The organism is Parajatrophihabitans canadensis, assembly GCF_053764775.1.
In genome coordinates, this window is sequence record NZ_CM132445.1 from 4,413,490 (window position 1) to 4,437,514 (window position 24,025).

Genomic DNA, 24,025 nt, shown 5'->3' on the forward strand with positions numbered 1-24,025 from the left:
AGGCGGGCAAAGCAGGCGCGCCTTGCCTGCCGGGCGTTCGGTGCCGCGAATCGGGATCGGCGGTCCGGTAGGCAGCGGCAAGACGGCTCTGGTTGCGGCGCTTTGCCGCGCACTGGCGGGTGAACTGTCACTCGCGGTCGTAACGAACGATATTTACACCGAGGAGGACGCTGAGTTCCTCCGGCGAGCCGGTGTGCTGCCGGACGAGCGGATCCGAGCGGTCCAAACCGGGGCCTGCCCACATACCGCGATTCGCGACGACATCAGCGCCAACCTCGACATGGTCGAACAGCTCGAAGCCGACACAGCAGGCTTGGATCTCGTGTTGGTTGAAAGTGGCGGCGACAACCTCACCGCGACCTTCTCCTACGGTCTGATCGATCAGCAGATTTTCGTGATCGACGTTGCCGGCGGCGACAAGGTGCCACGCAAAGGCGGACCGGGTGTAACGCGATCTGACCTGCTGGTGATCAACAAGGTCGATCTCGCGCCACTGGTGGGTGCAGATCTTTCGGTGATGGCACGCGATGCCGAGGCGGTACGCAGCGGTCGGCCCGTCTTGTTCACGTCCCTCGTGACTGATCCAGGGGCCAGCGCGGTCGCGGACTGGGTACGTGCCGTCCGAGCAGAACTCCTCGGATTAGACGGGGACGCCGAAGGCTGATGAAATCGCGATCGGTCGCCATGGTCGACCCTGGCGGGGTGCTTCGAACAGTCTCGTGCAGCCCGCCGTTGACGGTGCGCCAAGTCCGCGTCGATGACCCAACCGTATGCGGTATATGCCTTGTCGGCAGCGCTGCGGGTCCGCTGGCGGGTGATGATGTGGAATTCGAGCTGACCGTGGCCAATCACGGTCGAGCCAACGTGGTTGCGGCCGGGGCCAGCATTGCCCAAGGACGCAGTGGCGGCTCGCCGGCTCGACTGCGCACCCAGGTCTCGGTCGGTGACTTCGCAGAGCTAGATGCGACGCCGGCCCCGGTCATCGTTTCCGACGGAAGTTTCGTGCGCATTGAACTCGATTTTCAGTTGGCCGCAACAGCCAAAGTGCGTTGGCGAGAGTTGCTGGTGCTGGGGCGTAGCGGCGAACGCTCCGGCGCTGCCCTGTTGAGTTGGAAAGTCGATCGTGGCGGTGCACCACTACTGCGGCAACGGATCGATCTGAGTGAACGCTGGCGGTTCGAGTGGCCTGGGATGCTTTCCGGCCAGCGGGTGTTGGCAACGGCACTTGTAACCGGACCCGATGTCGAGGCCCAGACGGTCATTCTCGACTCGACTGCCGTCGCTCAGCAGGTGGACGAGCACACGGCGCTGCTCACAGTTCTCGCCTCCTCGGCGACAGATGCCGAGTTTCGCCTTGATCAACTATTGAAGTATTGGCAGTGATGGCGACCGAACGGCTCAGGGCGCTGCGGAGGTAAGCACCTCACCGGCAATCCCGATGACGACGGGGATGACGCCGAGACACACGAACGCCGGCAAGAAGCAGAGGCCTAGCGGCAGCAACGACCAGATTCCGACTCGTTCGGCACGGACCAAGGCGTCTGCGCGCCAGCTCGCCCGCAATTCATGCGCGATATCGCCCAGCGCTGCGGCCAATCTGGCACCGGTGTTCGCGCACCGGCGACCGGCGACACCGATCTGTTCGTAGCCAGGAACACGCTCGAGCGTTGCCCAAGCCGCGCTCGGTTCGGCCCCGAGCTCGAGCAGCCTTCCAACTTGTCGCAAGGGCTCGACCGCCAGTGCCAGTGCCAGTCCCGACGAGTCGCTTGACCCCGCTCGACCGACGTCGAAAACAGCCTCACGGACGGCGCCACTGACCACGGAGAGGGCATGATCCGGTGGTGCTCCGGCGCTCAGCGCGCTTGCGATCAGATCGAGCAACAAGGCGATCACGCGTGCGTTCGGTGCGCGCACTGACGAGGCCGTGCGTATTCGGCGCATAACCGAATAGGCGACGAGACCCGTCATGGCCGCTGCCACTATTCCGAACGTCACGAGCGCCGTAGCGGCCGATAGAGCCACCGCTATTGCACATAGCAATCGGTCTCGCTGACTTGGCACGCCAGCCGAGCGGTGACTGGTCGGCGCCATTCGCGATGCCGGGACCCCGCCCGGCCGCGATCGCGGCACCCGCCACCGGACAGCCAGGTACAGCGCCACTGACAGCGCAGACCAGAACACCGAACTCAAGGCGTAGCTCGCTCGGTCATCGCGAGCGTCCATACCAAGCCCGCGAGGTCCAGCAATGCCCCGACCGTCAACAGGGCAAGGCCGATCGGCGTCCGAAGCAGAACTCGATCGGGTCGGGTGCCCATCGCCAAACCCATCAGCAGGCCGACGATCGGCAGCAAAGCCAGCAGCGTCGCTGAGGTTCTTGGACCCGCGAGCACTCCGGAGACGGCGCGACGAACCTCGCGGTCTACGACCAGATCGATCTTGACGCCCTGCAAGGCCGTCGAAAGTGGCGCACCAGTCCGCGCGGCGATGGCGGAGGCCAAACCGAGGCCGAGCAGACCGGTATCGGCCGAGGTGCTGTTCGGGCCCCGACTGTATTCGTAGAAGACCGAGCGGGCATCGTGGCCGTGCGCGGCGGCCACCGCGGCGGCCTCGAAGGTTGGTCGGTAGTGACCTGCAGCTAGCGCAGCCGCCTCGAAGGCTCTCTGGGGGGTCGCGCCGCTGGCGTAGTCCTCACGCAGCGCCGCTATCGAGGTGGCTAACTCAGTCCGTCGCCGCTCACGCCGGCGAGCCGCTCGGACCCGGAACCAGCATTGGGTCAGCACCAGACCTACGACGAGAACGAGTGCGGCCGGTACGAGGCCGACGCTGGCCGCGGTACCAGCCGCAGCTGCGCCGACCGTGGCTCGTGGCAACACCCGTGGATTGTCGAGCCCGCACCAGGCAGCCAGCCCGCTGCGCCGCCACAGCCCGCTGCGGGCGGGAAGTGCTTGTCGCTGTGCTCCATGGACTCGCTGGACCAGTAGCCATGACAGCCGGGCTTTCGCTGCATTCGTGCCGGACATGAGTTGCAGTCCGGCACCGAGGAGTAGCGGGGCCGCCGGTCCGGCGCTCATAAGGCGGTCAGCATGCCCGGTGTGGGCGCTCCGGCCGCCCGAATGCGAGCCGCGAGGGCGCTGGCCGCGGGACCAAGGCCGTGCTGCCGCGTCCACACCACCGCGGGCGCGGCCAAGGCGCCCGATCGCGGCCACAGTCCCACCTCCCGGACCCGTCGGCGACCGGACTGGTCACGCCCCACCTGCGCGACCACGTCGAGTCCACTGCTGGCCTGGGCCGCGAGCACGTCGGCTGACATTCCGCCCAGAGCAGCCAGTGCCACCAGCCGAGACGGGACGTCGGCCAGCGAATTGGCATGTACAGTCGCGGCGCCGCCGGAGTGGCCCGTGTTTAGTGCGGCCAACAACTCCGCTATCTCAGCGCCACGGAATTCGCCCACCACCAGACGGTCGGCTCTCATCCGCAAGGCTTGCCGAACGAGCTCACGCAGATCGACCGCACCGGCACCCTCTACGTTTGCCGAGCGGGCTAGCAACGCGACGACATGCGGATGTTGCACCGCGAGTTCAGGCGCGTCCTCGATGGTGACGACGCGCTCGGCCGACGGCACCGTAGACAGCAGCGCCGCGAGCAGCGTGGTCTTGCCAGCGCCCGTCCCGCCGCTGATGAGCAAGGTCAACCGGGCACCGATGACGGCAGTCAGGAGCTCGGCCAACTCGGCGCTCATCATCGCCGCTTCGATCAGGTCGGCCATGGACAATCGCCGCCGGTTGAGGACCCGAAGCGACATCGCCGGGTGCGCAACCAGCGGCGGGAGGACCGCGTGCAGTCTCGTCCCGTCGGGCAACGAAGCATCTACGAACGGCGCGGCATCGTCGAGTCGCCGGCCAGCCTGAGCCGCCAGCCGTACCGCAAGGACCCGTATCGCCACATCCGACGGGAACCGCACCGAAGCACGTTCCAGGCCCGCGCCGCGGTCAAGCCACACTTCGTCCGGGGCGTTAACGAGTACATCAGTGATGCCGGGAAGGGCCAGCAATTCCTCCAGTGGGCCAGCGCCGCACATTGCCGCGGAGAGGTCGGTGGAGAGCTCATCGAGGACCACCGAGTCCAGCACCAGCGCGGACTCCCTCCTGGCCAGCTCACCCAGCTCCGCTGTTGTGAGGTGCGATCCACCCGCACCGCCGGCCACCCCTTCAGCGGCCAGCCTCGTCCGAACTCGCTCCAACAGAACTAACGGCCGAATGCCCGACGCCTCGCCATGGTTCGAGCCCCGGTGGCTGCTCACGTCGCGCTCGCCGCCTGCGCAGAGAGTGCCGTCTGCGCAGAGAGTGCCGCCTCAGAAGAGAAGGCTGCCTGCGCCAAGCGCCGGGTATCGCGGCGGAAACGAGACCTCGCCAAACCAGAGGCTCGAGCGTTCAACGGGTCGTACTTGATCTCACCGAGCACCGGCAACCCCAGCAATTTCCCTATTCGCTCGGCGGGGAGCGACCGGCTGGTGCCTCGTACTGCGACGACTGTCTTGGCCGAGTCGAGTCCTCCGGCGATGAAGGCGCTGGCCGCTACCGCGCGAACCTCGCCCGGCACCACCAGAATGACCCGATCGCAACGCGCTTGGGCTAACACTCGGACGGGTGACGGCCACCGGGGAAGATCAAGGATGACCGTTCCGGCGTTGCTAGCTGTACCGATCACCTGGTCAACGACGTCCGCGTCGAGCTCGGTAGGACTGTCCGCAGCCAGAAAGGAAACCCGGCGCCAACGAGGCAAGCTCTCGAGCAGCACTGCGGGGTCAAGATCGCCGCCTCTCAGACGTACCTGCTGCCAGCGCGCACCAGGCACCCGCTCGCAACCCAGCAAAACATCGATACCGCCGCCCAAGGGATCGCAATCGAGAAGAAACACCGGACCGGAAGTGCCCGAACGACCTGCCGCCGGATCGGCGGCACACCCGGCGAGCACGGCCGCGAGCACGCTCGCCCCCGCGCCACCGCAGCCCGAGATGACGCCTATGACCTGCCGTGAACTCATAGGACAACTGTGGCCTGCGGCCCGCGGCCGCTGGCCTCATCGGCGTCGGCTGTGGATGACGCGTCAGGCTGTGGAGAAGTCCAACCGCAACCCACGCGGCCACCAAGCAAAAGGCCAACCACTCGGCCGGGCGAACGAGCAACCCAGCGTAAGTGGCTATCCTCGGCGAGTGGCCAGAGCAGCGGCGTTCTTCGATCTCGACAAGACGATCATCGCCAAATCGAGCACGCTTGCCTTCGGCAGGCCCTTTTACCAAGGCGGTCTGATCAACCGTCGGACCGTGCTCCGCAGCGCCTACGCACAGTTCGTCTTCGCCCTGGCCGGCGCGGACGCGGATCAGATGGACCGGATGCGGGACTACCTGACCGCCATGTGCAGCGGCTGGGACGTCCAGCAGATCCGTGACATCGTCAACGAAACCCTGCACGAGATAATCGATCCGCTGGTCTACAACGAAGCCGTCGATCTCATCGGTGAGCACAAAGCTGCCGGGCGAGATGTCGTGATCATCTCCTCGTCCGGAGACGAGGTGGTGCGTCCGATCGGCGAAATGGTCGGCGCAGATTTCGTCATCGCTACCCGCATGGTCGTTCAGGACGGCAAGTACACCGGCGAGATCGAGTACTACGCCTATGGTCCGCACAAAGCCGAAGGCCTTCGAACGCTCGCCCAGGAGCGCGGCTATGACTTGAGCGCCAGCTATGCCTATTCCGATTCCATCACAGACGCGCCGATGCTCGAAGCTGTCGGACATCCGTATGCGGTGAATCCCGACAAAGCCCTGCGCAAGTTGGCCGCCGAGAAGGACTGGCCGGTGCTGGCGTTCACGAATGCAGTACCGCTGCGCGAACGTCTCTCGGGTCTCAAACCTCCCCGGGCAGGTGCAACGGCTGCGGTTGCCGGCGCTCTCGCCGGCGCCGCCGTTCTCGCGTGGTACAGCCACGCGCGGCGCATTGCCCGGGACTGAGTCCAACGATCCGAGGGCCGCCGCCGGCTCTCACCCTTCGGCCTTCATGCTGGTCCGTCGACCACGCGCACCTGTCGCACAGGACAATGTCCCGCCAATTGGGGCGATCCGCTGTTTTCATCACCCGCTCCGCCCTATCGCACCTAGATTCCCGCGATAGATAAAGGCGAATCGGGGGCCTTTACTATTGCTTAGCACCGCCGACAGGAGTACCAATAGGGACACGGAATCTTCGATCGGCTATGGCGGTCCAGCCCCCACCGGTCGTGGACTCCGCCAGTGGACAGACGGGCACCCACGCGGCGATGAAGCCACGCTAACGGCTGTCGACGCGGACCTACCGGCCCGCGCCTGACCTTTAGAGGTGCACGCTTGGTAACCCGATTGCCCGCACGAGGGCACCGCGCTCCGGCCCGGTGCCCTCGGCCTTGTGTCGCACGCACCCTGACTGCACCGGCCGCGAGGCCGCCGTCGGCCACGAGGCCGCCGTCAGCCTCGTTGCAGCTCCTCGCAGATGCTCAGCGACTCGCGCGCGCCCATCTCCAGCGCCTGGCAACAGTGAGTGATCCAGGTGACCACGCCGGCCTCGTCGCCTGCCCGATAGGCGTCCAGGGCCTCAGCCATCTCAGCTCGCAAGGCAAGGTGCCCGACTTCGAGCGCGACGAGCGATCGCGGATCGAGCCCGCGTTCGATGAGCGTCAATCTCGCGGCCGCCCGCCCGACTACGCCGGAGGCGGGTGCAAAGGCATCCAGCGACAGGATTTCGGCCTGCACGACCGCGGCCACAACCACGGCAGGGGCCTTGGTCTCGCCGAGAACGTCGGCAAGAATGTCGAGTCGGTGCACGACTTCACGATCAGGACGAGGCCGCCCGAGCTCATCGTCGGACTCCACCAGGTCAGCAGCCGCGAGTGCGTGCAACCGCGCCAGTACCTGCCGGTGGGCGCTCCGCCAAGGATCGGCCAATGCCCTGAGTTCAGCGGAGACGCGCAAGGCTCCCCGCAGGACCGGATCGAGTTGGGCCACGGCGGCCGCGCCCGTCTCCGGCCCAAAATCATCTGGCCCAGAAACATCTGGCCCAGAGGCAGCACCCGCCGCCCGGACGTCGGCCATGGTCGCCGCCGAGCCTGCGAGGACGGCCGATGCCCAGGCTCCGCGCAGCAGCGATTCAGCTGAAACCTCCGCCGGCCGGCGTTTCACAACCCGATGCCCCAGCACCGCGTCTACGGTCTCCCGGCTCCTGGCGACCTGCTGCGAAATCGCCGAAATCTGCATCAGGGGTGCCAGCGGGTCGTTACTCACGCCCGGAACGTTAGCCAATGGCCAGATCCGAAGTGACACCACCACAAGCCGACCCGAAGAATTGCCGACCCGGAAGGCGCCTTACTTGTTCTGGCGGCTGCCGACTAGGTTCGGTATCGACGGACGAGGACGCAAGCGAAGGAGCGAAATGACCGAGGCGAGCAACTCAGATGGCCTGTCGAATCTGTTGCACGAAGAGCGCCGTTTTCCGCCGTCGCCGGAGTTTGCGGCCGCGGCGAACTACTCGGCCGACAGCTACGATCTCGCGGCGGCCGATCGGCTGGCGTTCTGGGACACCCAGGCCCGACGCCTTCAGTGGCAGTCGGAGTGGACGCAAACACTGGATTGGTCAGCTGCGCCGTTTGCCAAATGGTTCGTCGGCGGAACGTTGAATGCCTCGGTTAATTGCGTCGACCGGCACGTGCAAGCCGGTCGAGGCGAGAAGGTCGCCATTCACTTCGAAGGTGAACCAGGCGATACCCGCGCGATCACCTACCGCGAGCTGGCCGGGCTGGTGGCGCAGGCGGCGAACGCCTTGACCGAGCTGGGTGTAACCCGCGGCGACCGGGTCGCGATCTACCTGCCGATGATCCCCGAGGCGGTCATATCGATGCTGGCTTGCGCCCGTATCGGTGCAGTTCACTCAGTTATTTTCGGCGGATTCTCAGCCCAGGCCATCTATGACCGGGTGGTCGACGCCGACGCGAAACTCGTGATCACCGCCGATGGAGGCTGGCGTCGCGGCAAGGTCTTTGCCCTCAAGCCAGTCGTCGACGAGGCGCTGGCGAAGTTCCCCGCCGACGAATCCCCTGTCGAACACGTACTAGTCGTCAAGCGTGGTGGCAACGACGTTGAATTCGAGAGCGGCAGGGACGTCTGGTGGTCCGATACGGTAGCCAATCAACCAGCTGTGCACGACCCTGAGTATTTCGATGCCGAGAACCCGCTGTTCATCTTGTACACCTCGGGAACCACCGGAAAACCAAAAGGAATCCTGCACACCACAGGCGGCTACCTCACCCAGGTCGCCTACACCCACAACGCAGCCTTCGACCTCAAACCGGAAACAGATGTCTATTGGTGCACAGCCGATATCGGCTGGGTGACCGGGCACTCCTACATCGTCTATGGGCCATTGGCGAACGGCGCTACCCAGCTGATCTATGAGGGGACGCCTGACACACCACATCAGGGACGTTTTTGGGAGCTCGTTCAGAAGTACGGCGTGACGATCATGTACACCGCGCCGACCGCGATTCGCACGTTCATGAAGTGGGGTGATGACATCCCAGCCAAATTCGACCTGACATCGTTGCGGGTACTCGGTTCGGTCGGTGAGCCCATCAATCCTGAGGCCTGGATGTGGTACCGCACGGTCATCGGCGGTGATCGGTGTCCGGTGGTGGACACCTGGTGGCAGACCGAGACCGGCGCGATCATGATCAGCCCGCTGCCCGGCGTGACGGCCACCAAGCCCGGATCAGCCACCCGAGCGTTGCCGGGGGTTGCTGCCGACGTGGTGGATGTTCGTGGAGTTCCGGTGCCCAACGGCGGCGGCGGCCTGCTCGTACTCACCGAACCGTGGCCGGCGATGCTCCGCGGTATCTGGCACGACGATGAGCGATTCGTTGAGACCTACTGGTCGAAGTTCGCCGACGAGGGCTTCTACTTCGCCGGCGACGGCGCGAAGAAGGACGACGACGGCGACCTGTGGCTGCTCGGACGCGTCGACGACGTGATGAACGTGTCCGGCCACCGTATTTCGACGACCGAAGTCGAGTCGGCCCTCGTGTCGCACCCGTCGGTCGCTGAAGCCGCAGTCGTCGGAGCTACCGATGCAACGACCGGCCAAGGCATCGTGGCGTTCGTGATCCTGCGAGGTTCGGCTGCCGACGGCGGAGCGGAGATGGTTACCGAGCTGCGCAACCATGTCGCAAAAGAGATCGGTGCGATCGCCAAACCACGTCAGATCATGGTCGTTGCCGAGCTGCCCAAGACGCGCTCCGGCAAGATCATGCGTCGGCTGCTGCGCGACGTCGCCGAGAATCGTTCGATCGGCGACGTGACGACCCTGGCTGACTCGTCGGTCATGCAGCTCATTTCTCAGGGCATGTCCACGGGTGCCAGCGAGGACTGAGCTAGGGAACAGCGTCCGGCGACGGCGCAGACGGTCCTGGTTGAGTCGCCGGACGAACCGTCACATCGGTTATCACTCCGTCTTCTGGCAAGAACAGCACTGAGCAGATGACACCCGCGACCGTGGCGGGCGACAGGTACGCGGCTTCGTCGTATCGGCCATTCTCGGCGTGCCGTACAGCGCGCTGCATATCGGTCGCCGTGCGTCCGGGGAACACGGTCGACACCCGGATCGACGGCTCCTCCTGGCGTAGTGCGTCGGCATAAGCCCGCATGGCGTGCTTGGAGATGCCGTACGTCGACAGTGGTGGCCGCACGTTGAGACCTGATCCCGAATTGACGAGTACCAAGGTGCCGCCGGCAGCACGCAGAGCCGGTAGGGCCAAGCGGGTCAGCTCAGCTACGGCAGTCACGTTGACCGCGAACTGGTCGGCAAACTCTGCCGGACCCGACGACGCCAGGCTGCCCGGCCGCACGATGCCGGCGGCGTGCACCAAACCTGCCAACCCGGTGTCGGAGACCGGCCCATCGGTGTCGGAGACCGGCCCATCGGTGGCGGAGCCAAGCTCGGCCGAGGTCGCAGTAAGTTCGGCGAGTTCGGCACCGATCGAACCGGACAGCGACTCGGGGTGCGCCAGGTCGGCGACAAGCACCTTGCGCAAGCCGCGCTGGCTGACCAGCTCAGCAGATTCAGCAGTCCGTACCAGCCCAATCACGTCGTGGCCGCGAGATATCAACTCGTCGGCAACGGCCCGCCCGATGCCCCGGGACACTCCGGTGATCAGGTAGCGGGCCACAGCAAGCACCCTATCGACCGCAGGTACCCGGGCCACCACCCAGATCAGGAGCCACCCGAAAGCCACCCGGAAGCACCCGAAAGCGCAGGTAGAGCACAGCAGCTGGCCCGGTCCGGCATGATAGGCACGTGACGACTCGGCCGAAACCGTGCCGCTACGAGGAATCCGCACAGGACAGACCGAAGGGGATGCTCGAGTGAGCGCGAACAACAGTGACGCAGTTGTGCTGCCCGAAGACCGTGATCGTCAGCGATCGCGTACCGCCGCCAAAGGTGATGTCGCCAACCACCGCGCTGAGCCCTCGTTGGGCAGCCTTGTCGCTGACGCCCAGACCAGCTTCTCGACGGTGCTGCACGGCGAGATCGAATTGGCCAAACTCGAGGTCAAATCATCGGTCAAGAACGCCGGGACGGGCGTCGGGATGTTCGCCGGCGCTGCCGTCCTCCTGGTGTTTTCGCTGACCTTTGGCCTGATCGCCCTCGCTGAGGGTCTGGTCGCGCTGCACATCTGGCGATGGGCGGCGTACCTCATCGTGTTCGGGTTGTTGGTCCTGATTGCCGCGCTGCTCTCGTTCATCGGGTACCGGAAGGTGAAACGGGTCAAGGCGCCGGAACAGACCATCGCCACTACGAAGGACACCGTTACCGCGCTGCGGCAGGCCACCAGCAAATCGTGACCGAACCCGACGACTCGCTCGTCCTCATCGAGGGGCCGTGGACTCACCGCATGGTGGGTGCCAATGGGGTGTCGTTGCATGTGGCCGAACTGGGATCGGGTCCGCTGGTGCTCCTGCTGCACGGCATGCCGACGTTCTGGTGGACCTGGGCTCAGCAGCTGATCGACCTTGCGGACGCGGGCTTTCGGGCGGTCGCAGTCGATCTACGAGGTTACGGCGCCTCGGACAAGCCGCCGCGCGGCTACGACGCGACCACTCTCGCGGCCGATATTGCGCAGCTGGTCGCCGCCCTCGGTGAGCAGGATGCGGTCATCGTCGGCAACGATGTCGGCGGCCAGCTTGCGTGGACCGTCGCCGCTCAGGCACCTGAGGTGGTCCGTCGGATCGCTGTCCTCGGCACTGCTCACCCGCTGCGGATGCGGAGCGCAATTTTTGGTGACCGGACCGGACAGCGACGGGCTTCGGCGTACGCCTTGGGAAAGTTCCAGTTACCCCGCTACGGCGAGCGCCTGCTCACCCGCGACCCCGAGTTCATCCGATCGCTGTTCGACACCTGGTCGGGACCCCGTTGGCGGGGTACGCCGGGGTACCACGATTCGGTCCACCGCTACACCCAGGCCATGCGGATTCATCCGGTTGCCCATTGCTCGCTGGAATTCTTCCGCTGGTCCGTCCGCTCGCTGCCGAGGCCGGACGGTCGTGCCTACGCCGCATCGATGCGGGCACAGATCGAGCGTCCAGTACTGCAACTGCATGGCGACTTCGATGGCTGTGTGCTGCCGCCCACCGCTCAGGGCTCGTCCAGCTATGTTTCGGCCCACTACGAATGGCGGCTGCTGACCGGAGTCGGTCACTTTCCCCAGCAGGAGGCTCCCGAACAAGTCTCGGAAGAACTGATCCGGTGGGCCAAGCTCGACTGACGGAGACTCGACTGACAGAGATTAGTCGCAGTCGCCGGTTCCTACCGATGCCGTTGCGGCCCGTCCCGTTGCTGCATCTGAGGAAACCTCACCCGAGGTGAGCACGAATCCGGTGTCGGGCGAGTCCAGGGCCGAGGCGAAAACTATCCCGAGAACGCTGCCGTCAGTAGCGATGAGCGGACCGCCAGAGTTGCCGACCCGCACGACCGACCGGATCGTGTAGATGTCACGCACCACGGATTGGCGGCCGTAGATATCTTGGCCCGAGATCTTCTCCTGATCGCGTACCCGGGCCGGCCGCACGTCGAAGGGACCGTCCTGGGGGTAGCCGAGCACGATCGCGTCCTGCCCGGTGACCGCAGGCTTGGTTGCCAGCGCAAGCGGCTTGGCCTTCAAACCAGGGACGAACAAGACCGCCACGTCACGGCTGGGATCGAAGAGCACGACCTTGGCCGGCAACGAGCCTGCCGAGGTTTGGACGTGCACATCGTTCGTTCCGGCGACGACGTGGGCGTTGGTCAACAGGTGCTCGTCGGCGTAGACGAACGACGAGCCTTCGATGGCCCGATCACAGGAGAGCGCGATTCCTTTGACCTTCAGCACCGAGGGCCCCGCCGCCGCGACAGCCGGTGACTTCAGCAGTGCCGGGTCGGCGGGCGGCACATCGACGATCCGAGTCGGCTGGAGCGCGCCGAAAACCTGGGGGAATCCGCTGCGGTCGATGAACAGGCGCAACGAGCTGTAGAGATTGCGCACGCTGCCCGGCAGCGAATTGTCGACCGATCGGATCACGACCGAGCGGCGCACCTGGTTGGCCAAGGTCGGAAATGGCGACGAGGCCACCGGAACGGCCACCATCCACGCGACCAGCAGCACCGCAAGCACCGAGAAGAGCGCCCCGACGACGCTGTCGACCCGCCGCGCTGGCCTTGAGGTCACTCGGGATCGGATTCGCCCGGCAATCCACACCGCGACGATCTGACCGAACATGGCAAAGAACAGCACGCAGACGATCGCGACGGGAACCTGCGCAGATCCGTTGGCCAGCGTCTTGCCCAAGGGCTTGGCCAGCTGCGCACCGATCGCCGCACCGCCGAAGAACCCGGCGAAAGACAGCCCGCCGACAAGCGCGCCGTTTCGGAAGCCGCCGATCGCGTACGCCACGGCAGCCACGACCAGGATCAAGTCGAGCCAATCGGGCCTCACGGTTGCCCCAGTGGGTGGTCGCTACCCGGTGCCACACGCATCGCGGCCAGTGTCGCCAGCCCGGTCTCCTTAGTTGGGGAGCACGACGAGAGTGCCCGTCTGCCCTTGGGTTACGTGAATAGTGCAGACGAAGACGTAGGTGCCAGGCGACGGCGCGGTGAACTCGATGGACCGCGTCTGGCCCGCCTGGGTCAGCGGCACGTAGTCGGCCGGGAAACCCTGCAACTGCCAATCGTGCGGAGCGCCGCTCGTGCCGAGGTGCTTGAGCGTGATCATGACCTTGCCGGGATGAACCGTCACAGTCGCGGGTGTGAATCGGTACTTTTCGTCAGTTGTCAGGACCACCTGCTGCACACCGGCGACGGCGCCGGCCGTGGTCGAGCCGGTCTGCGGCTCACGATTGATCGCGGATTTGGTTTCACACCCGCTCAGGATGAGGCCCACACCGAGGACCGCGACGGCGCCGAGCGCCATTCGGGCAGCGCGGTGTGGACGACAGTTTGCGGGCATAGGCACGCGCAGGACGCTACCTGGCCTACCTATGCAGCCCTGACGAGCCACCTGCCTCAAAGGTCGGGCAGTTCGCGCTGCACGTCGCTATCCCACGGCTGCTCCCAGCCGCCGAGGCGAATGAGCCGGTCCAGCAGCCCGGCCGTAAATCCCCAGACGAACAGCCCGTTCACCTCAAAACCCGGGCTGATGAAGCCGGACGGGCCGCGGACCGTAAACCGATTCGCGGGGTCGACCAGCTCCGGCAACGGGACCCGGTCGACGCCTGCGACCTCGACCGGATCGACAATCCCAACGAGATGAGGTTCGCGCCAGTGAGCCAGGACCGGCGTCACGACAAAGCTGGAAGCGGGCAGGTACAGCGCCGGAAGCTCGGTCAAGACCTCGACCGTCTCCTCGCGCAAGCCCACCTCTTCGTGCGCCTCTCGCAGTGCGGTGGCCGTCGGAGAGGCATCTTCGGCATCGGTCGCCCCGCCCGGAAACGCGACCTGACCTGCGTGGTTGCGCATGGTGGCCGAGCGCAGCAGGAGCAGCACGTCGGCATCGGCGAAACGCCCAGTCTCGGACGCGAACAGCATCAGCACGGCCGAATGCCGCCCGGTGCCGTCCTGCGGGGGTAGGAACCGAGACAGGTCGCGCGCCTCGAGTGGCTCGCATGCCGTGACCAGCGGCCGCAGCCAGTCAGGCGTCGGAGGTACGCCCTTCACCCGGTCAGTTCAGGATGCATCTGGGACGGGCTCTTGACGAGCTTCGCGGCCGCGACGGGATTCAGCTCCCCGATGCCGTAGGACGGACACGATCTCGCGATAGGGCAGACACCACAGGCCGGCTTGCGCGCATGACACATCCGGCGACCATGCCAGATCACCCGATGCGACATCAGGGTCCAGTCCTTGCGGGGGATCAACGCAGCGATGTCGAACTCGACCTTCACCGGGTCGTTGTTGGTGGTCCACTGCCAGCGCTCGGACAACCGGAGGATGTGCGTGTCCACAGTTATGCCCGGTGTGTTGAAGGCATTGCCAAGCACCACGTTCGCGGTCTTGCGGCCGAAACCGGGCAGGGTCACCAGTTCAGCGAGGGTCGAGGGCACCTCGGAGTCGAACCGCTCCACCAGTTGCTGACCGAGTTTCATCAGGGTGTTCGTCTTCGCCCGGAAGAAGCCGGTGGCGTGGATGAGGTCTTCGAGTTCGGCCCGGTTGGCGCCTGCGTAGGCAGCTGCATCTGGATACTTTGCGAACACCGCCGGCGTGACTTCGTTGACCTTCTTGTCGGTGCATTGCGCGGAGAGAATCGTGGCCACCGACAGTTGCAGCGGCGTTGCGAAATCGAGCTCGCAGTGTGCGTGAGGGTAGAGCTCAGCCAGCTGCTTGTTGATCCGCCGCGCCCGCCTGGTCAGGGCTAGGTTTGTCTCCGCGCCGTTGACCGCATCGGATTTCGCTCTAGGCACACCCTCAGCCTATGTTGCGCCCCCGACACGAGCCCGAGCTGAGGCACAATGGAGTCATCATGATCGGATTCCTCGTCTTGCTGTTCCCGGTGCTCCTGATGGCCTTCATGCTTTTCATGGAGCGAATCGAGGCGCCGCTGACGAGGAGTGCACCTGAACGCGATGTCGAAGAATTTCTCGATCACGCAAACACGGCCGAGCTGGACACCTTCGTCCGAGAGGGCACAGATTCAGCCTTGAAACGGTTCCGCACCCGCTTGCGGTTGCCGATCTCGGTACGCCGGAATAGAAGCCGGTCGGGCTGACGCCAGGGCGGGGCCAGCGTCAAGATCGGCACGACCGAACGATCTCGTACGGCGAAACAGGTGGGTCGAGGAGTGCTCCTCTGCAAACAGCCCCCTACAATCCGGCGTTAGGGCATTTTGCTGACCAAGGCCCGTGGCACTATCTAAGGCGCTGCTGAGTTTTTTCGGCAGCGTGCAGCTGGCTACGGGCGGGCGCCGAGATCGCGTGCGGACATCGGTCAGTCAGTATGAGCAGACAGCATGACTATGAAAAGGAGCTGGCGTGGACGAGGTGCTACGCAGGGCCGGGCTATTCCAAGGTGTCGACCCCGCAGACGTGGAGGCGCTGGGTAGCCAGTTCGAGATCTTCGACGCGCCACGCGGAACGACCCTGTTCAACGAGGGCGAGCCTGGAGACAGCCTCTACATCGTTCTCTCCGGCAAGGTGAAATTGGGACGAAAGTCCACCGACGGTCGCGAGAACCTGGTGGCCGTCATGGGTCCAGCGGACCAGTTCGGCGAACTCTCACTATTCGATCCAGGGCCGCGCACCGCAACGGCAGTGGTCGTTACCGATGCGCGTGTCGCGCGACTGCCGAAATCAGCGCTGACCCAATGGGTGATCGACAGGCCGAATATCGGTCTGCAGTTGCTCCGGGTCGTGGCACGGCGACTTCGCCGGACGAACACGATGCTGGCCGATCTGATCTTCGTCGATGTCCCGGGTCGCGTCGCCAAGCAGCTGCTGCAGCTGGCGCAACGGTTCGGATCAGTGGACGGTGGCCAATTGCGCGTCACCCACGACCTGACGCAAGAAGAACTCGCTCAACTCGTTGGTGCTTCTCGCGAGACGGTGAACAAGGCTCTCGCTGATTTCGCTCAGCGCGGTTGGCTGCGCCTGGAAGGCAAGAGCGTCGTCATCCTCGACCGCGAGCGGTTGGCCCGCCGCGCTCGCTGAGCCTGCGCAGCAGACCGAACCGGCGCCAGCCTTCAAGGCCGACGTCGGGCATTCCGTGTGCACGTAAATAGGTGAGCTGAGCCCGGACGGACAACTCAGCAGCTGGCCACAAGGCCTTGTCGACGTCGGCGTAAACGCGCTTGACGACTTGCCGCGGGGTCAGGTTTCCGCGGGCGTTCAGGAGCGCCTGCCGGACTTGATCCAGTCGCTGCTCCCGATGTGCGAGGTATTGACGGGCGACCGCGCCGGCGTCGACCAGTTCTGGGCCATGCCCGGGCAACAGGCTGACCCCATCCAGCACAGCAAGCCTGTTCAGCGAATTCAGATAGTCCTCGAGTACCCCGTCGGGGTACGACACGACGGTAGTTCCGCGACCGAGAATCGTGTCACCGGTCAAGACCGCCAGCGGCGTGTCGGCGGCGGCGGCTTCGGCCATCGCTTCACTCGGACTCTGCGCGCCCGACTGAGCCGCGGGCAACACGAAAGACAGCGAATCGGACGTATGGCCGGGCGTGGACCAGACGTCGATCCGGACGCCCGCCGCCTCGATGGTGTCGCCCTCACCGAGCCCCTCGGTCCCGTAACGATGGGCCGGGTCGAGCGCCCGGACAGGCGCGCCGGTGACCTCGTGCATCCGGCGAGCGCCCTCGGAATGATCGATGTGGCCATGCGTGAGCAGGATCAGTTCGACCGAACCCGCTGCGTCGAGGACCGCACCGCGGTGCTCGTCCGAGTCCGGCCCTGGGTCGATGACCACCGCACTTCGACGACCTGGCTCGTCGCGCAGGATCCAGGTATTGGTGCCTTCCAACGACATCATGCCGGGGTTGTTGGCGAGCACGACGCCGGCGAGCGGAGTTATCTGCCGCAGCGATTCGTAGTCCGGCACCTAGTTGCTCCCCTGTTCCGGTCGGCCCGTCCGCGTGACCGGGTCAGGCACCTCAGGCAGACCGCCCGGCATCTTGACTTCGGCACCGTCGATCACGAGTGTCACCTCGCCGGTTTCTGACCTGTGGACCACAGGTGCAACCTGTCGGATCTCTCGACCGGCGGCGGCCGACAGGACCTCGGCTGCGGTGGTGTGCTGGGCGACCTGGCGCAGGTTGGTAAATGTTGGTGGCAGCATCGGCCGCTCGCCCCGTTCGAACTCGGAGAGGGCCTCGCTGATCGGGATCCAGTCGGCGTGGGACGCCTCGCCGGTGACTGACGCCGCTGTCGCACCGTCAGGCACCACCGCGACGAAGAAATAGGTGTCGAAACGGATCGGCGCGCCTACTGGGGTGATCCAGCGCGCCCATGGCCGGATCGCCGACTCGTCGAGCTCCACCTGCAATTCGGACAGCAAGGAAAGAAACGTTCGCCTGCCGTCCTCCACGTCGGTGCGGGCCTGCTCCGAGGCGAGTGCGGCCGGTCGGCTCAGCAGCACGCCCACCTCCTCAAAGGTCTCACGGATCGCGGCGCAGACCAGCGCACCCGCGTGCGACACATCGGTCTCGAGCTGTGCGGCGATGCTGGAGAGGTTGCCGGGGTAGCCGGAACCGGCCGCGGCAGTGTCGGCATCGCCTGGATCGACGGAGCCTCCGGGGAATACGGACATCCCGGCGGCGAACGCCATCTTCTCCACCCGGCGGAGCAACCAGGTCTCCAGACCGTTCTCGCCGTCCCGGAGCAAGATCACGGTCGCCGCTTCTTGGACTCGGGCGGGTACCGCAGCCGTCTCGGTCGTCACGGCGTCAGCCATCGGTGTCGACCTCGACGATCAGCTCGACCTCGACCGGGGCGTCCAGCGGGAGGGCCACTACTCCGACGGCGGAGCGCGCATGGCTACCCGCGGCGCCGAAGACCTCGCCGAGAAAGTTCGACGCGCCGTTGATCACGGCGGGCTGACCAGTGAAGTCCGGTGTCGATGCCACGAAGCCAACCACCTTTACAACCCGCACGACCGAATCGATCCCGACGAGTGCGTGGACGGCGGCCAGGGCGTTGAGTGCGCAGATCTGGGCGTAGCCGGCCGCTTCATCCGCGGTCACCTCGCCGCCTACCTTTCCGGTGCCTTTCAGTTGACCGGCCACGATCGGCAACTGCCCGGAGGTGAAGACATGCGAGCCGCTTCTCACCGCTGGAACGTAGGCGGCCAGCGGCGCCGGGGCGGACGGGAGCTCGATGCCGAGCTCAGCGAGGCGGGCAGACACCGATGGGCGTTCAGAGATCATGTCAGCAAACTACCTGGGCGCCCCTCGCTGTGGCCGGTGCTTGAGTAGCTCGGTACGAGAGCCAAGCCACACTTGCGCGCCAGCCACCGGCCGCCCGTGCCGGTTCAGCTGCCACGGCCGAGATGGCAAGCATTGCCGGTGGCTGGTTTGTACGCTGAGTGAGTGCCGTCAATTCCCCCAGCGACTTCGTCCTCGCCTACTGCCTCGCCTCGGCTCCACATCGTGACGGGCAAGGGCGGCACCGGCAAGACGACGGTTGCCGGCGCGCTGGCGCTGGCCTTGGCCGCGGGCGGCCACCGCATCCTGCTGATCGAGGTCGAGGGACGGCAGGGCCTGGCTCAGCTCTTCGACACGCCACCGTTGCCCTACGTCGAAACGCGCCTGGCCGCGAGCCAGGGCGGTGAGGTCATCGGGTTGGCCGTGGACCCAGAAGCGGCCATGCTCGAGTATCTCGAGATGTTCTATTCGATCAAGCGCGGCGGATCGGTCTTGCGAAAGATGGGGGCGATCGACTTCGTCACGACCATCGCTCCCGGCCTTCGCGATGTGTTGCTCACCGGCAAGGTCAAGGAGTCGGTCACACGCCAGGTCGGCGGCCGTCGGGTCTTCGACGCGGTCGTGCTCGACGCACCGCCGACGGGACGGATCGCCCAGTTTCTCGAAACCACCAATGAAGTCGCCGGTCTGACCAAGATGGGCCCCATTCACAAGCAGAGCGTCGGCGTCACCTCGTTGCTGCACTCCAGCCAGACCGCCGTACACCTGGTCACGTTGCTCGAAGAGATGCCGGTGCAGGAGACCTTGGATGCGGCGGCCGAGCTCACCGCCGCTGGCTACCGTCTCGGCCGGATCATCGTCAACCGTGCCCGACCAGAGCTCGTCTCAGCCGGGGTGCTGGACAGTTCCGGTCTCGCAGACGTAGGTCTGCTCACCGAGGGCCTGACCGCCGCAGGATTGAAGGTAGGTAATGGTCTGGCGGAGTCGCTGGCCGCGCAGGTCGATCACTATGCCCAGCGTCAGACCGTCCAGCATGACGCCGAACGTGCACTTGCTGAGCTGTCCGTATCGGGGCCGCCGATCGTCCGGCTGCCCGAACTGATCCCGCCGATGGATCTGGGAAGCCTCTTTGAGCTCGGTCACGCGCTCGACGTGGCGGAATGGGTATGACGACGGCGAAGCGGCGGCCGGTGCCGCCCACGTTGGAGATCGACCAATTGCTCAAGGACCCTGAAATCAAGGTCATCGTCACCTGCGGCAGCGGCGGCGTGGGCAAGACGACGACCGCGGCGGCCCTTGCGCTTCGAGCCGCAGAGCAGGGGCGAAACGTCGTCGTGCTCACCATCGACCCGGCACGCCGGCTGGCGCAATCCCTGGGTTTGAGTCAGCTCGACAACACCCCTCGCCGGGTACCTGGGGTCGGTCGTCCTGACGGTGCTCGCGGCACGGCCGCCGCTCAGCCGGATGACGTCAATTTCCGTGCAGCCAGCTCCAACATCGTTGGCACCGGATCCGATGTCGGCACCGGCGCCTTGCTCGCCATGATGCTCGATATGAAGCGGACCTTCGATGATGTCGTGTCGGCGCACACGACCCCCGAGAAGGCCGAGCAGGTTTTCGCCAACCCCTTCTATCAATCGCTCTCGGCGTCGTTCGCCGGCACCCAGGAGTACATGGCGATGGAGAAGCTCTCGCAGCTGCGCGACCAGCTGGTCGCCAACGGCGAGTGGGATCTCATCGTGGTCGACACCCCACCGTCTCGGTCTGCACTTGACTTTCTGGACGCTCCGCAGCGGCTTGGCCGATTCCTGGATGGTCGGATGATCCGGCTGCTGACTGCGCCGGCTCGCGCTGGCGGCAAGGCCTACCTCAAGGTGGTGAGCGCCGGGTTCAGTGTCTTCGGGAAAGTGTTGACCAAGATCCTCGGCAATGACCTGTTGAGCAACGTCTCGGCCTTCGTCGCGTCACTCGAGACCATGTTCGGCGGGTTTCGAGAACGCGCCGATCAAACCTATGAACTTCTCAAGGCGCCGGATACGGCTTTCATCGTGGTCGCGTCTCCTGAACCGGACGCGCTGCGGGAGGCTTCGTTCTTCGTCGAACGTCTGCAGCAGGAGCAGATGCCGTTGGCCGGCGTCGTCCTCAACCGGCTTCGAACTGTCGCTGAGGGGTTGTCTGGCCAAGGCGCTAGCGCGGCAGCCGAGCGACTCGCCGAGTTGGACGAGCAGACCGCAGCGACCCGGTTGGCTGCCGCCGCGCTATCGGTACATGTCGAATCCGCCGAGGCAGCCATGCACGATCAGGCCATGATCACGCGTTTTGCCGCTGCGCATCCAGACGTCGCGCAGCGCGGCGTCCCGGCGCTGCCGACCGACGTGCACGACCTGGCCGGCTTGCGAACGGTGGGCGAGTCGCTCGCGGGCTGAGCCCGGTCGGGCCGTGACGATCGGCGGGCGACGTCGGCGGGCGACGTCGATCGGGCCTAGTCCCGAGGGCGGCCGCCGAGCGGGCGCACCCGCCCTCTGACGACGCTCGCGTAGTCATGCAGCGCGGCCTTGGAGGCCAGCAACTTGCGCCATGACTTCACATCAGGGCGTCGGCGTAACAGCTGGCGCCGCTCTCGTTCCGTCATACCGCCCCAGACCCCGAATTCCGCACGACTGTCCAGAGCATCGGCTAGACACTCGAGCCGCACCGGGCAGCGGTTGCAGATCGTCTTCGCCTCATGTTGAGCAGCACCGGCAACGAAGAGAGTCTCTGGATCTACGTCCCTGCACGATCCCTTCGACGCCCATTCCGAACTGTCGAGGATCATCGGCCGCTTCGGCATCTTTGCCGCGGTCATTGCTCTCCCTAGCTTCAAACCTGCGAGTTGAACGTCTCGCAAGATACGTTAATTAATTCCTTAGTTACTTGAAATCAGGTTTTTCGTATTTACGAGCTTTCTACCTTGATCGCGAGTGCCGGCATCTAGTGATCTATCCGAATGACTCCACAAGAGGCCCGCTATGACGCAGTCCGGAGAACTTTTTCCGCCGGCAAGGTAAGGCGTGACGTGGCTGTGAGAATCGGTCACCGGGCATTCGCCACGTAGACTCACCTCCCGTGGCTCGCGCATCCGGACTGACGATCTTGTCCAAACTCGCCAAACTCGCAGCACTCATCGTCGTGACGGGTGTGCTCGCGGCCGGTGTTGTGGTGCCCTACGTGGGGGGAGCCGGGCTAGCTGCAAAGGCCGGCGCAGACAAGTTCCTCGACACGACCTGCAACCTGACCGAGGAGCCCTTGCAGCAGAAGACGACGCTGCTGGCCAACGACGGCAAGACCGTGATCGCCACCTTGTTCGACCAGAACCGGCAGGTCGTGCCGCTGACATCGGTACCAAAAGCGGTCACCAATGCACTGATCAGCACTGAGGACCGGCGGTTCTACCAGCACCACGGTGTCGACATTCGCGGGTTGATCCGCGGCGCGCTCAACACGTCGAACGGTGACACCCAGGGCGCCTCGACGCTGACCGAGCAGTACGTCAAGCAGGTCAACTACTACAACGCGATCAGTGCCGGTGACCAGGCGGCCGCCGAGGCCGCGATCGATCAGAACATCAACCGTAAGATCGCCGACGCGCAGTGCGCGCTCAAGATCGAGAAGCAGAACACCAAGGCTCAGATTCTGGAGAAGTACCTCAACATCGCGTTCTTCGGCGAGAACTCCTACGGCATCCAGACCGCAGCCCAGACATACTTCGGCGTCGACGTCAGCAAGCTGACGCTGGCGCAGTCCGCGTTGCTGGTCGGCCTGGTCAAGAGCCCCAGCGCGTTCGACCCCTTTCAGGATCCAGACGCGGCAATTGCCCGTCGCAACCTCGTGCTCGACAATATGCTCGACCAGAAATACATCACCCCCGCGCAAGACAAGGCTTCCAAGGGCGCTGTCCTCAAACTTGCGGCCCGGGCGGTACCCGAACGTGGCTGCGCCTTCGCCGGGACGAAGCCGGTCTCCGGTACCCCCATCGCCAACGCCGGATTCTTCTGCGACTACGTAGTGAACTGGCTGACCTCGGTTGGTGGCTTTACAAATGCCAAGATCAACACTGCGGGCCTGAGAATTACCACGACCCTCGATGTGAACCTGCAGAACGCCGGCGAGAATGCTATCTGGACACAGAGCGGGCTCGACCCCAAAAACAGCGGCGGCTACATTCTCGCGATGCCGTCAGTGACGCCGAATACCGGCGCGATCACCACGATGATCACCGATCTGCACTACGGCGTGCGGCCGGGCGATGCGTCGTACTCGGTCAATCCGGTGTTCTCAGCGGCCTACGCCGGATCTGGTTCGACGTACAAGTACTTCACGGCGCTGACGGCGTTGAAGGCCGGGGTCGATCCGAACTTCCAGCTGACCGCTGGCGATCCGTACACGACCAAGAACTGCCCGGCCGGCACCGGACCCCAAGGCGGCTACCACAACGCGGGGTCGTACAAGGCGACATTGCCGTTGAGCCTCGCGCTACCGGAATCGTCCAACACGTACTTCGTCGGCATGGAAGATCAGCTCTTCGGCTGCAACCTGGCACCGATTGTCGGGACCGCAACGGGTCTCGGGCTCAACGCTCTGAACGCCGTTGACCCGACGGATCGGCTCAAGCGCACCTATGCCCAGGCCACGATTCAGGATCAGGCGGCCACCTTCACGCTTGGTCAGCGCCCGACCTCGGCGCTGGAGTTGACCGGCGCCTTCAGTGCGCTGGCCAACGACGGGGTCTTCTGCCCGCCCACGCCGATCGTCTCGATCACCGACACCAGCGGCAAGCCCGTCCCGTACAAGCACCCCGGGTGCACCCGCCAGTACGACCCGTACGTCGCGCGGACGCTGGTCAACATCATGACCAATGACACCCACAGCGGCTACGGCACCGCGGGGTCGTTCTTCAGCAATTGGTACAACAACGGTGGCAGTCTGGTCGCCGCCAAGACCGGTACGAACAACAGCTCTGATGCCAACGGCAACGACAACGGCGGCAACTCCGCATTGTGGTTCGTCGGCATCACGCCGAGCCTCACGTCAGCTGCGGCACTGGTCAACCCACAGAATCCCAATCAGAAGATCTCAAACGTGCCCGGTGTCACGCAGAACAACGATGGCGGCGACACCTTCGGTGCGAGTGCCGCGAACTTCTGGCTACAGGCCTACGGTCCCACCCTGGCCCCGAGACAGTGGACCTGGCAGACGCCGGATTCGACTCCCGGCGAGCAGATCAACGTTTCGTTGGGTCAGGATCCAGCCACGACCCAGGCCCAGCTCACCGCGCTGGGGTTCAAGTCGACCGTCGACAACTTCTTCTGTGGCAGCAACATCATCGCCGGAAACATCGCCTACTACAGTCCAAAAATCGGTGTGCCCGGGTCCACCGTCGTGACCCTCTGCCGCTCCAGCGGGGTACCAGTCGCGTCTCCGCCGCCGCCGCCGGTCATCAAGCCGACCAAGCCGCCGGCGACGCCGGTCGTACCCACCCGACCGGTAGCGCCACCAAGCCACGGACGCCGCTAGCGGCGCCGATCCT

At 65.2% G+C, this 24,025-nt stretch carries 25 protein-coding genes; 11 read left to right on the forward strand and 14 right to left on the reverse strand.

Features of this window, described 5'->3' with window-relative positions; all coding sequences use genetic code 11:
• Window positions 1-22: 22 nt before the first annotated feature.
• Complete coding sequence (gene ureG, locus ACSMXN_RS21240) at window positions 23-664, forward strand: urease accessory protein UreG (protein ID WP_027139716.1); 642 nt, start codon at window positions 23-25, stop codon at window positions 662-664.
• Window positions 664-1,383, forward strand: coding sequence for an urease accessory protein UreD (locus ACSMXN_RS21245; RefSeq protein ID WP_022914460.1), 720 nt, complete (start codon window positions 664-666; stop codon window positions 1,381-1,383). Before ureG ends, ACSMXN_RS21245 begins: the two co-directional genes overlap by 1 nt.
• A 15-nt stretch (window positions 1,384-1,398) precedes the next feature.
• On the opposite strand, the gene ACSMXN_RS21250 is transcribed toward ACSMXN_RS21245, so the two are convergent.
• Genes ACSMXN_RS21250 through ACSMXN_RS21265 form a run of 4 tightly spaced genes read right to left on the reverse strand, consistent with a single transcriptional unit; the run spans window position 1,399 to window position 5,043 of the window.
• Window positions 1,399-2,223: a type II secretion system F family protein gene (locus ACSMXN_RS21250; RefSeq protein WP_022914461.1), complete on the reverse strand. Its 825-nt coding sequence runs from the start codon at window positions 2,221-2,223 to the stop codon at window positions 1,399-1,401.
• A complete protein-coding gene (locus ACSMXN_RS21255) occupies window positions 2,187-3,071 on the reverse strand; it encodes a membrane protein (RefSeq protein ID WP_022914462.1) in 885 nt (294 codons plus the stop codon). The genes ACSMXN_RS21250 and ACSMXN_RS21255 overlap by 37 nt, the downstream gene beginning before the upstream one ends.
• Window positions 3,068-4,300: a TadA family conjugal transfer-associated ATPase gene (locus ACSMXN_RS21260; RefSeq protein ID WP_196811370.1), complete on the reverse strand. Its 1,233-nt coding sequence runs from the start codon at window positions 4,298-4,300 to the stop codon at window positions 3,068-3,070. The genes ACSMXN_RS21255 and ACSMXN_RS21260 overlap by 4 nt, the downstream gene beginning before the upstream one ends.
• On the reverse strand, window positions 4,297-5,043 hold the full coding sequence (locus ACSMXN_RS21265) for a helicase (RefSeq protein ID WP_022914464.1): 747 nt from the start codon (window positions 5,041-5,043) through the stop codon (window positions 4,297-4,299). Before ACSMXN_RS21265 ends, ACSMXN_RS21260 begins: the two co-directional genes overlap by 4 nt.
• A 169-nt stretch (window positions 5,044-5,212) precedes the next feature.
• On the opposite strand from ACSMXN_RS21265, the gene ACSMXN_RS21270 reads away from it, so the two are divergent.
• Window positions 5,213-6,010 (forward strand): HAD-IB family hydrolase, encoded by a 798-nt coding sequence (locus ACSMXN_RS21270; RefSeq protein ID WP_022914465.1) that lies wholly within the window; start codon window positions 5,213-5,215, stop codon window positions 6,008-6,010.
• Between the two features lie 489 nt (window positions 6,011-6,499).
• Here the strand turns inward: ACSMXN_RS21270 and ACSMXN_RS21275 are convergent, their stop codons facing one another.
• Entirely contained in the window at window positions 6,500-7,312 is an 813-nt protein-coding gene (locus tag ACSMXN_RS21275) for a hypothetical protein (protein ID WP_196811371.1), read from the reverse strand.
• Window positions 7,313-7,460: 148 nt separating this feature from the next.
• Between ACSMXN_RS21275 and acs the strand changes: the two genes are divergently transcribed.
• Entirely contained in the window at window positions 7,461-9,449 is a 1,989-nt protein-coding gene (gene acs / locus ACSMXN_RS21280) for an acetate--CoA ligase (protein WP_022914467.1), read from the forward strand.
• Window position 9,450: 1 nt separating this feature from the next.
• On the opposite strand, the gene ACSMXN_RS21285 is transcribed toward acs, so the two are convergent.
• A complete protein-coding gene (locus ACSMXN_RS21285) occupies window positions 9,451-10,311 on the reverse strand; it encodes an SDR family NAD(P)-dependent oxidoreductase (protein ID WP_022914468.1) in 861 nt (286 codons plus the stop codon).
• A 130-nt stretch (window positions 10,312-10,441) separates the two neighbouring features.
• Here ACSMXN_RS21285 and ACSMXN_RS21290 point away from each other — a divergent pair, with 130 nt between their 5' ends.
• Both ACSMXN_RS21290 and ACSMXN_RS21295 read left to right on the forward strand, forming a co-directional pair.
• Entirely contained in the window at window positions 10,442-10,921 is a 480-nt protein-coding gene (locus ACSMXN_RS21290) for a phage holin family protein (protein WP_051148965.1), read from the forward strand.
• Entirely contained in the window at window positions 10,918-11,841 is a 924-nt protein-coding gene (locus ACSMXN_RS21295; protein WP_022914469.1) for an alpha/beta fold hydrolase, read from the forward strand. Before ACSMXN_RS21290 ends, ACSMXN_RS21295 begins: the two co-directional genes overlap by 4 nt.
• Before the next feature lie 21 nt (window positions 11,842-11,862).
• On the opposite strand, the gene ACSMXN_RS21300 is transcribed toward ACSMXN_RS21295, so the two are convergent.
• The 4 genes from ACSMXN_RS21300 to nth form a co-directional block, all read right to left on the reverse strand.
• Window positions 11,863-13,047 (reverse strand): MarP family serine protease, encoded by a 1,185-nt coding sequence (locus tag ACSMXN_RS21300; protein WP_022914470.1) that lies wholly within the window; start codon window positions 13,045-13,047, stop codon window positions 11,863-11,865.
• A 69-nt stretch (window positions 13,048-13,116) separates the two neighbouring features.
• Complete coding sequence (locus ACSMXN_RS21305; protein WP_081649238.1) at window positions 13,117-13,557, reverse strand: cupredoxin domain-containing protein; 441 nt, start codon at window positions 13,555-13,557, stop codon at window positions 13,117-13,119.
• A 56-nt stretch (window positions 13,558-13,613) separates the two neighbouring features.
• Entirely contained in the window at window positions 13,614-14,264 is a 651-nt protein-coding gene (locus tag ACSMXN_RS21310) for an NUDIX hydrolase (RefSeq protein WP_022914472.1), read from the reverse strand.
• Complete coding sequence (nth, locus tag ACSMXN_RS21315) at window positions 14,261-15,007, reverse strand: endonuclease III (RefSeq protein WP_022914473.1); 747 nt, start codon at window positions 15,005-15,007, stop codon at window positions 14,261-14,263. Before nth ends, ACSMXN_RS21310 begins: the two co-directional genes overlap by 4 nt.
• Before the next feature lie 11 nt (window positions 15,008-15,018).
• Between nth and ACSMXN_RS21320 the strand changes: the two genes are divergently transcribed.
• Both ACSMXN_RS21320 and ACSMXN_RS21325 read left to right on the forward strand, forming a co-directional pair.
• Window positions 15,019-15,312, forward strand: a complete 294-nt coding sequence (locus ACSMXN_RS21320; RefSeq protein WP_022914474.1) for a hypothetical protein — start codon at window positions 15,019-15,021, stop codon at window positions 15,310-15,312.
• Between the two features lie 262 nt (window positions 15,313-15,574).
• Window positions 15,575-16,249, forward strand: a complete 675-nt coding sequence (locus ACSMXN_RS21325) for a Crp/Fnr family transcriptional regulator (RefSeq protein ID WP_022914475.1) — start codon at window positions 15,575-15,577, stop codon at window positions 16,247-16,249.
• On the opposite strand, the gene ACSMXN_RS21330 is transcribed toward ACSMXN_RS21325, so the two are convergent.
• From ACSMXN_RS21330 to ACSMXN_RS21340, 3 genes are all read right to left on the reverse strand, one after another.
• On the reverse strand, window positions 16,209-17,069 hold the full coding sequence (locus ACSMXN_RS21330) for an MBL fold metallo-hydrolase (protein ID WP_081649250.1): 861 nt from the start codon (window positions 17,067-17,069) through the stop codon (window positions 16,209-16,211). The genes ACSMXN_RS21325 and ACSMXN_RS21330 overlap by 41 nt on opposite strands.
• A gap of 69 nt (window positions 17,070-17,138) precedes the next feature.
• The gene (locus ACSMXN_RS21335) at window positions 17,139-17,990 is read right to left on the reverse strand and encodes an NUDIX hydrolase (RefSeq protein WP_022914477.1); all 852 of its coding nucleotides are present in this window, start codon (window positions 17,988-17,990) and stop codon (window positions 17,139-17,141) included.
• Entirely contained in the window at window positions 17,983-18,462 is a 480-nt protein-coding gene (locus ACSMXN_RS21340) for a RidA family protein (protein ID WP_022914478.1), read from the reverse strand. The genes ACSMXN_RS21335 and ACSMXN_RS21340 overlap by 8 nt, the downstream gene beginning before the upstream one ends.
• Before the next feature lie 162 nt (window positions 18,463-18,624).
• Between ACSMXN_RS21340 and ACSMXN_RS21345 the strand changes: the two genes are divergently transcribed.
• Both ACSMXN_RS21345 and ACSMXN_RS21350 read left to right on the forward strand, forming a co-directional pair.
• A complete protein-coding gene (locus tag ACSMXN_RS21345) occupies window positions 18,625-19,629 on the forward strand; it encodes an ArsA-related P-loop ATPase (RefSeq protein WP_022914479.1) in 1,005 nt (334 codons plus the stop codon).
• Complete coding sequence (locus ACSMXN_RS21350) at window positions 19,626-20,885, forward strand: ArsA family ATPase (RefSeq protein WP_022914480.1); 1,260 nt, start codon at window positions 19,626-19,628, stop codon at window positions 20,883-20,885. Before ACSMXN_RS21345 ends, ACSMXN_RS21350 begins: the two co-directional genes overlap by 4 nt.
• A gap of 56 nt (window positions 20,886-20,941) precedes the next feature.
• On the opposite strand, the gene ACSMXN_RS21355 is transcribed toward ACSMXN_RS21350, so the two are convergent.
• Entirely contained in the window at window positions 20,942-21,274 is a 333-nt protein-coding gene (locus tag ACSMXN_RS21355; RefSeq protein WP_051148973.1) for a WhiB family transcriptional regulator, read from the reverse strand.
• 290 nt (window positions 21,275-21,564) lie between these two features.
• Here ACSMXN_RS21355 and ACSMXN_RS21360 point away from each other — a divergent pair, with 290 nt between their 5' ends.
• The gene (locus ACSMXN_RS21360) at window positions 21,565-24,012 is read left to right on the forward strand and encodes a transglycosylase domain-containing protein (protein WP_022914482.1); all 2,448 of its coding nucleotides are present in this window, start codon (window positions 21,565-21,567) and stop codon (window positions 24,010-24,012) included.
• The last annotated feature ends 13 nt before the right edge of the window (window positions 24,013-24,025 follow it).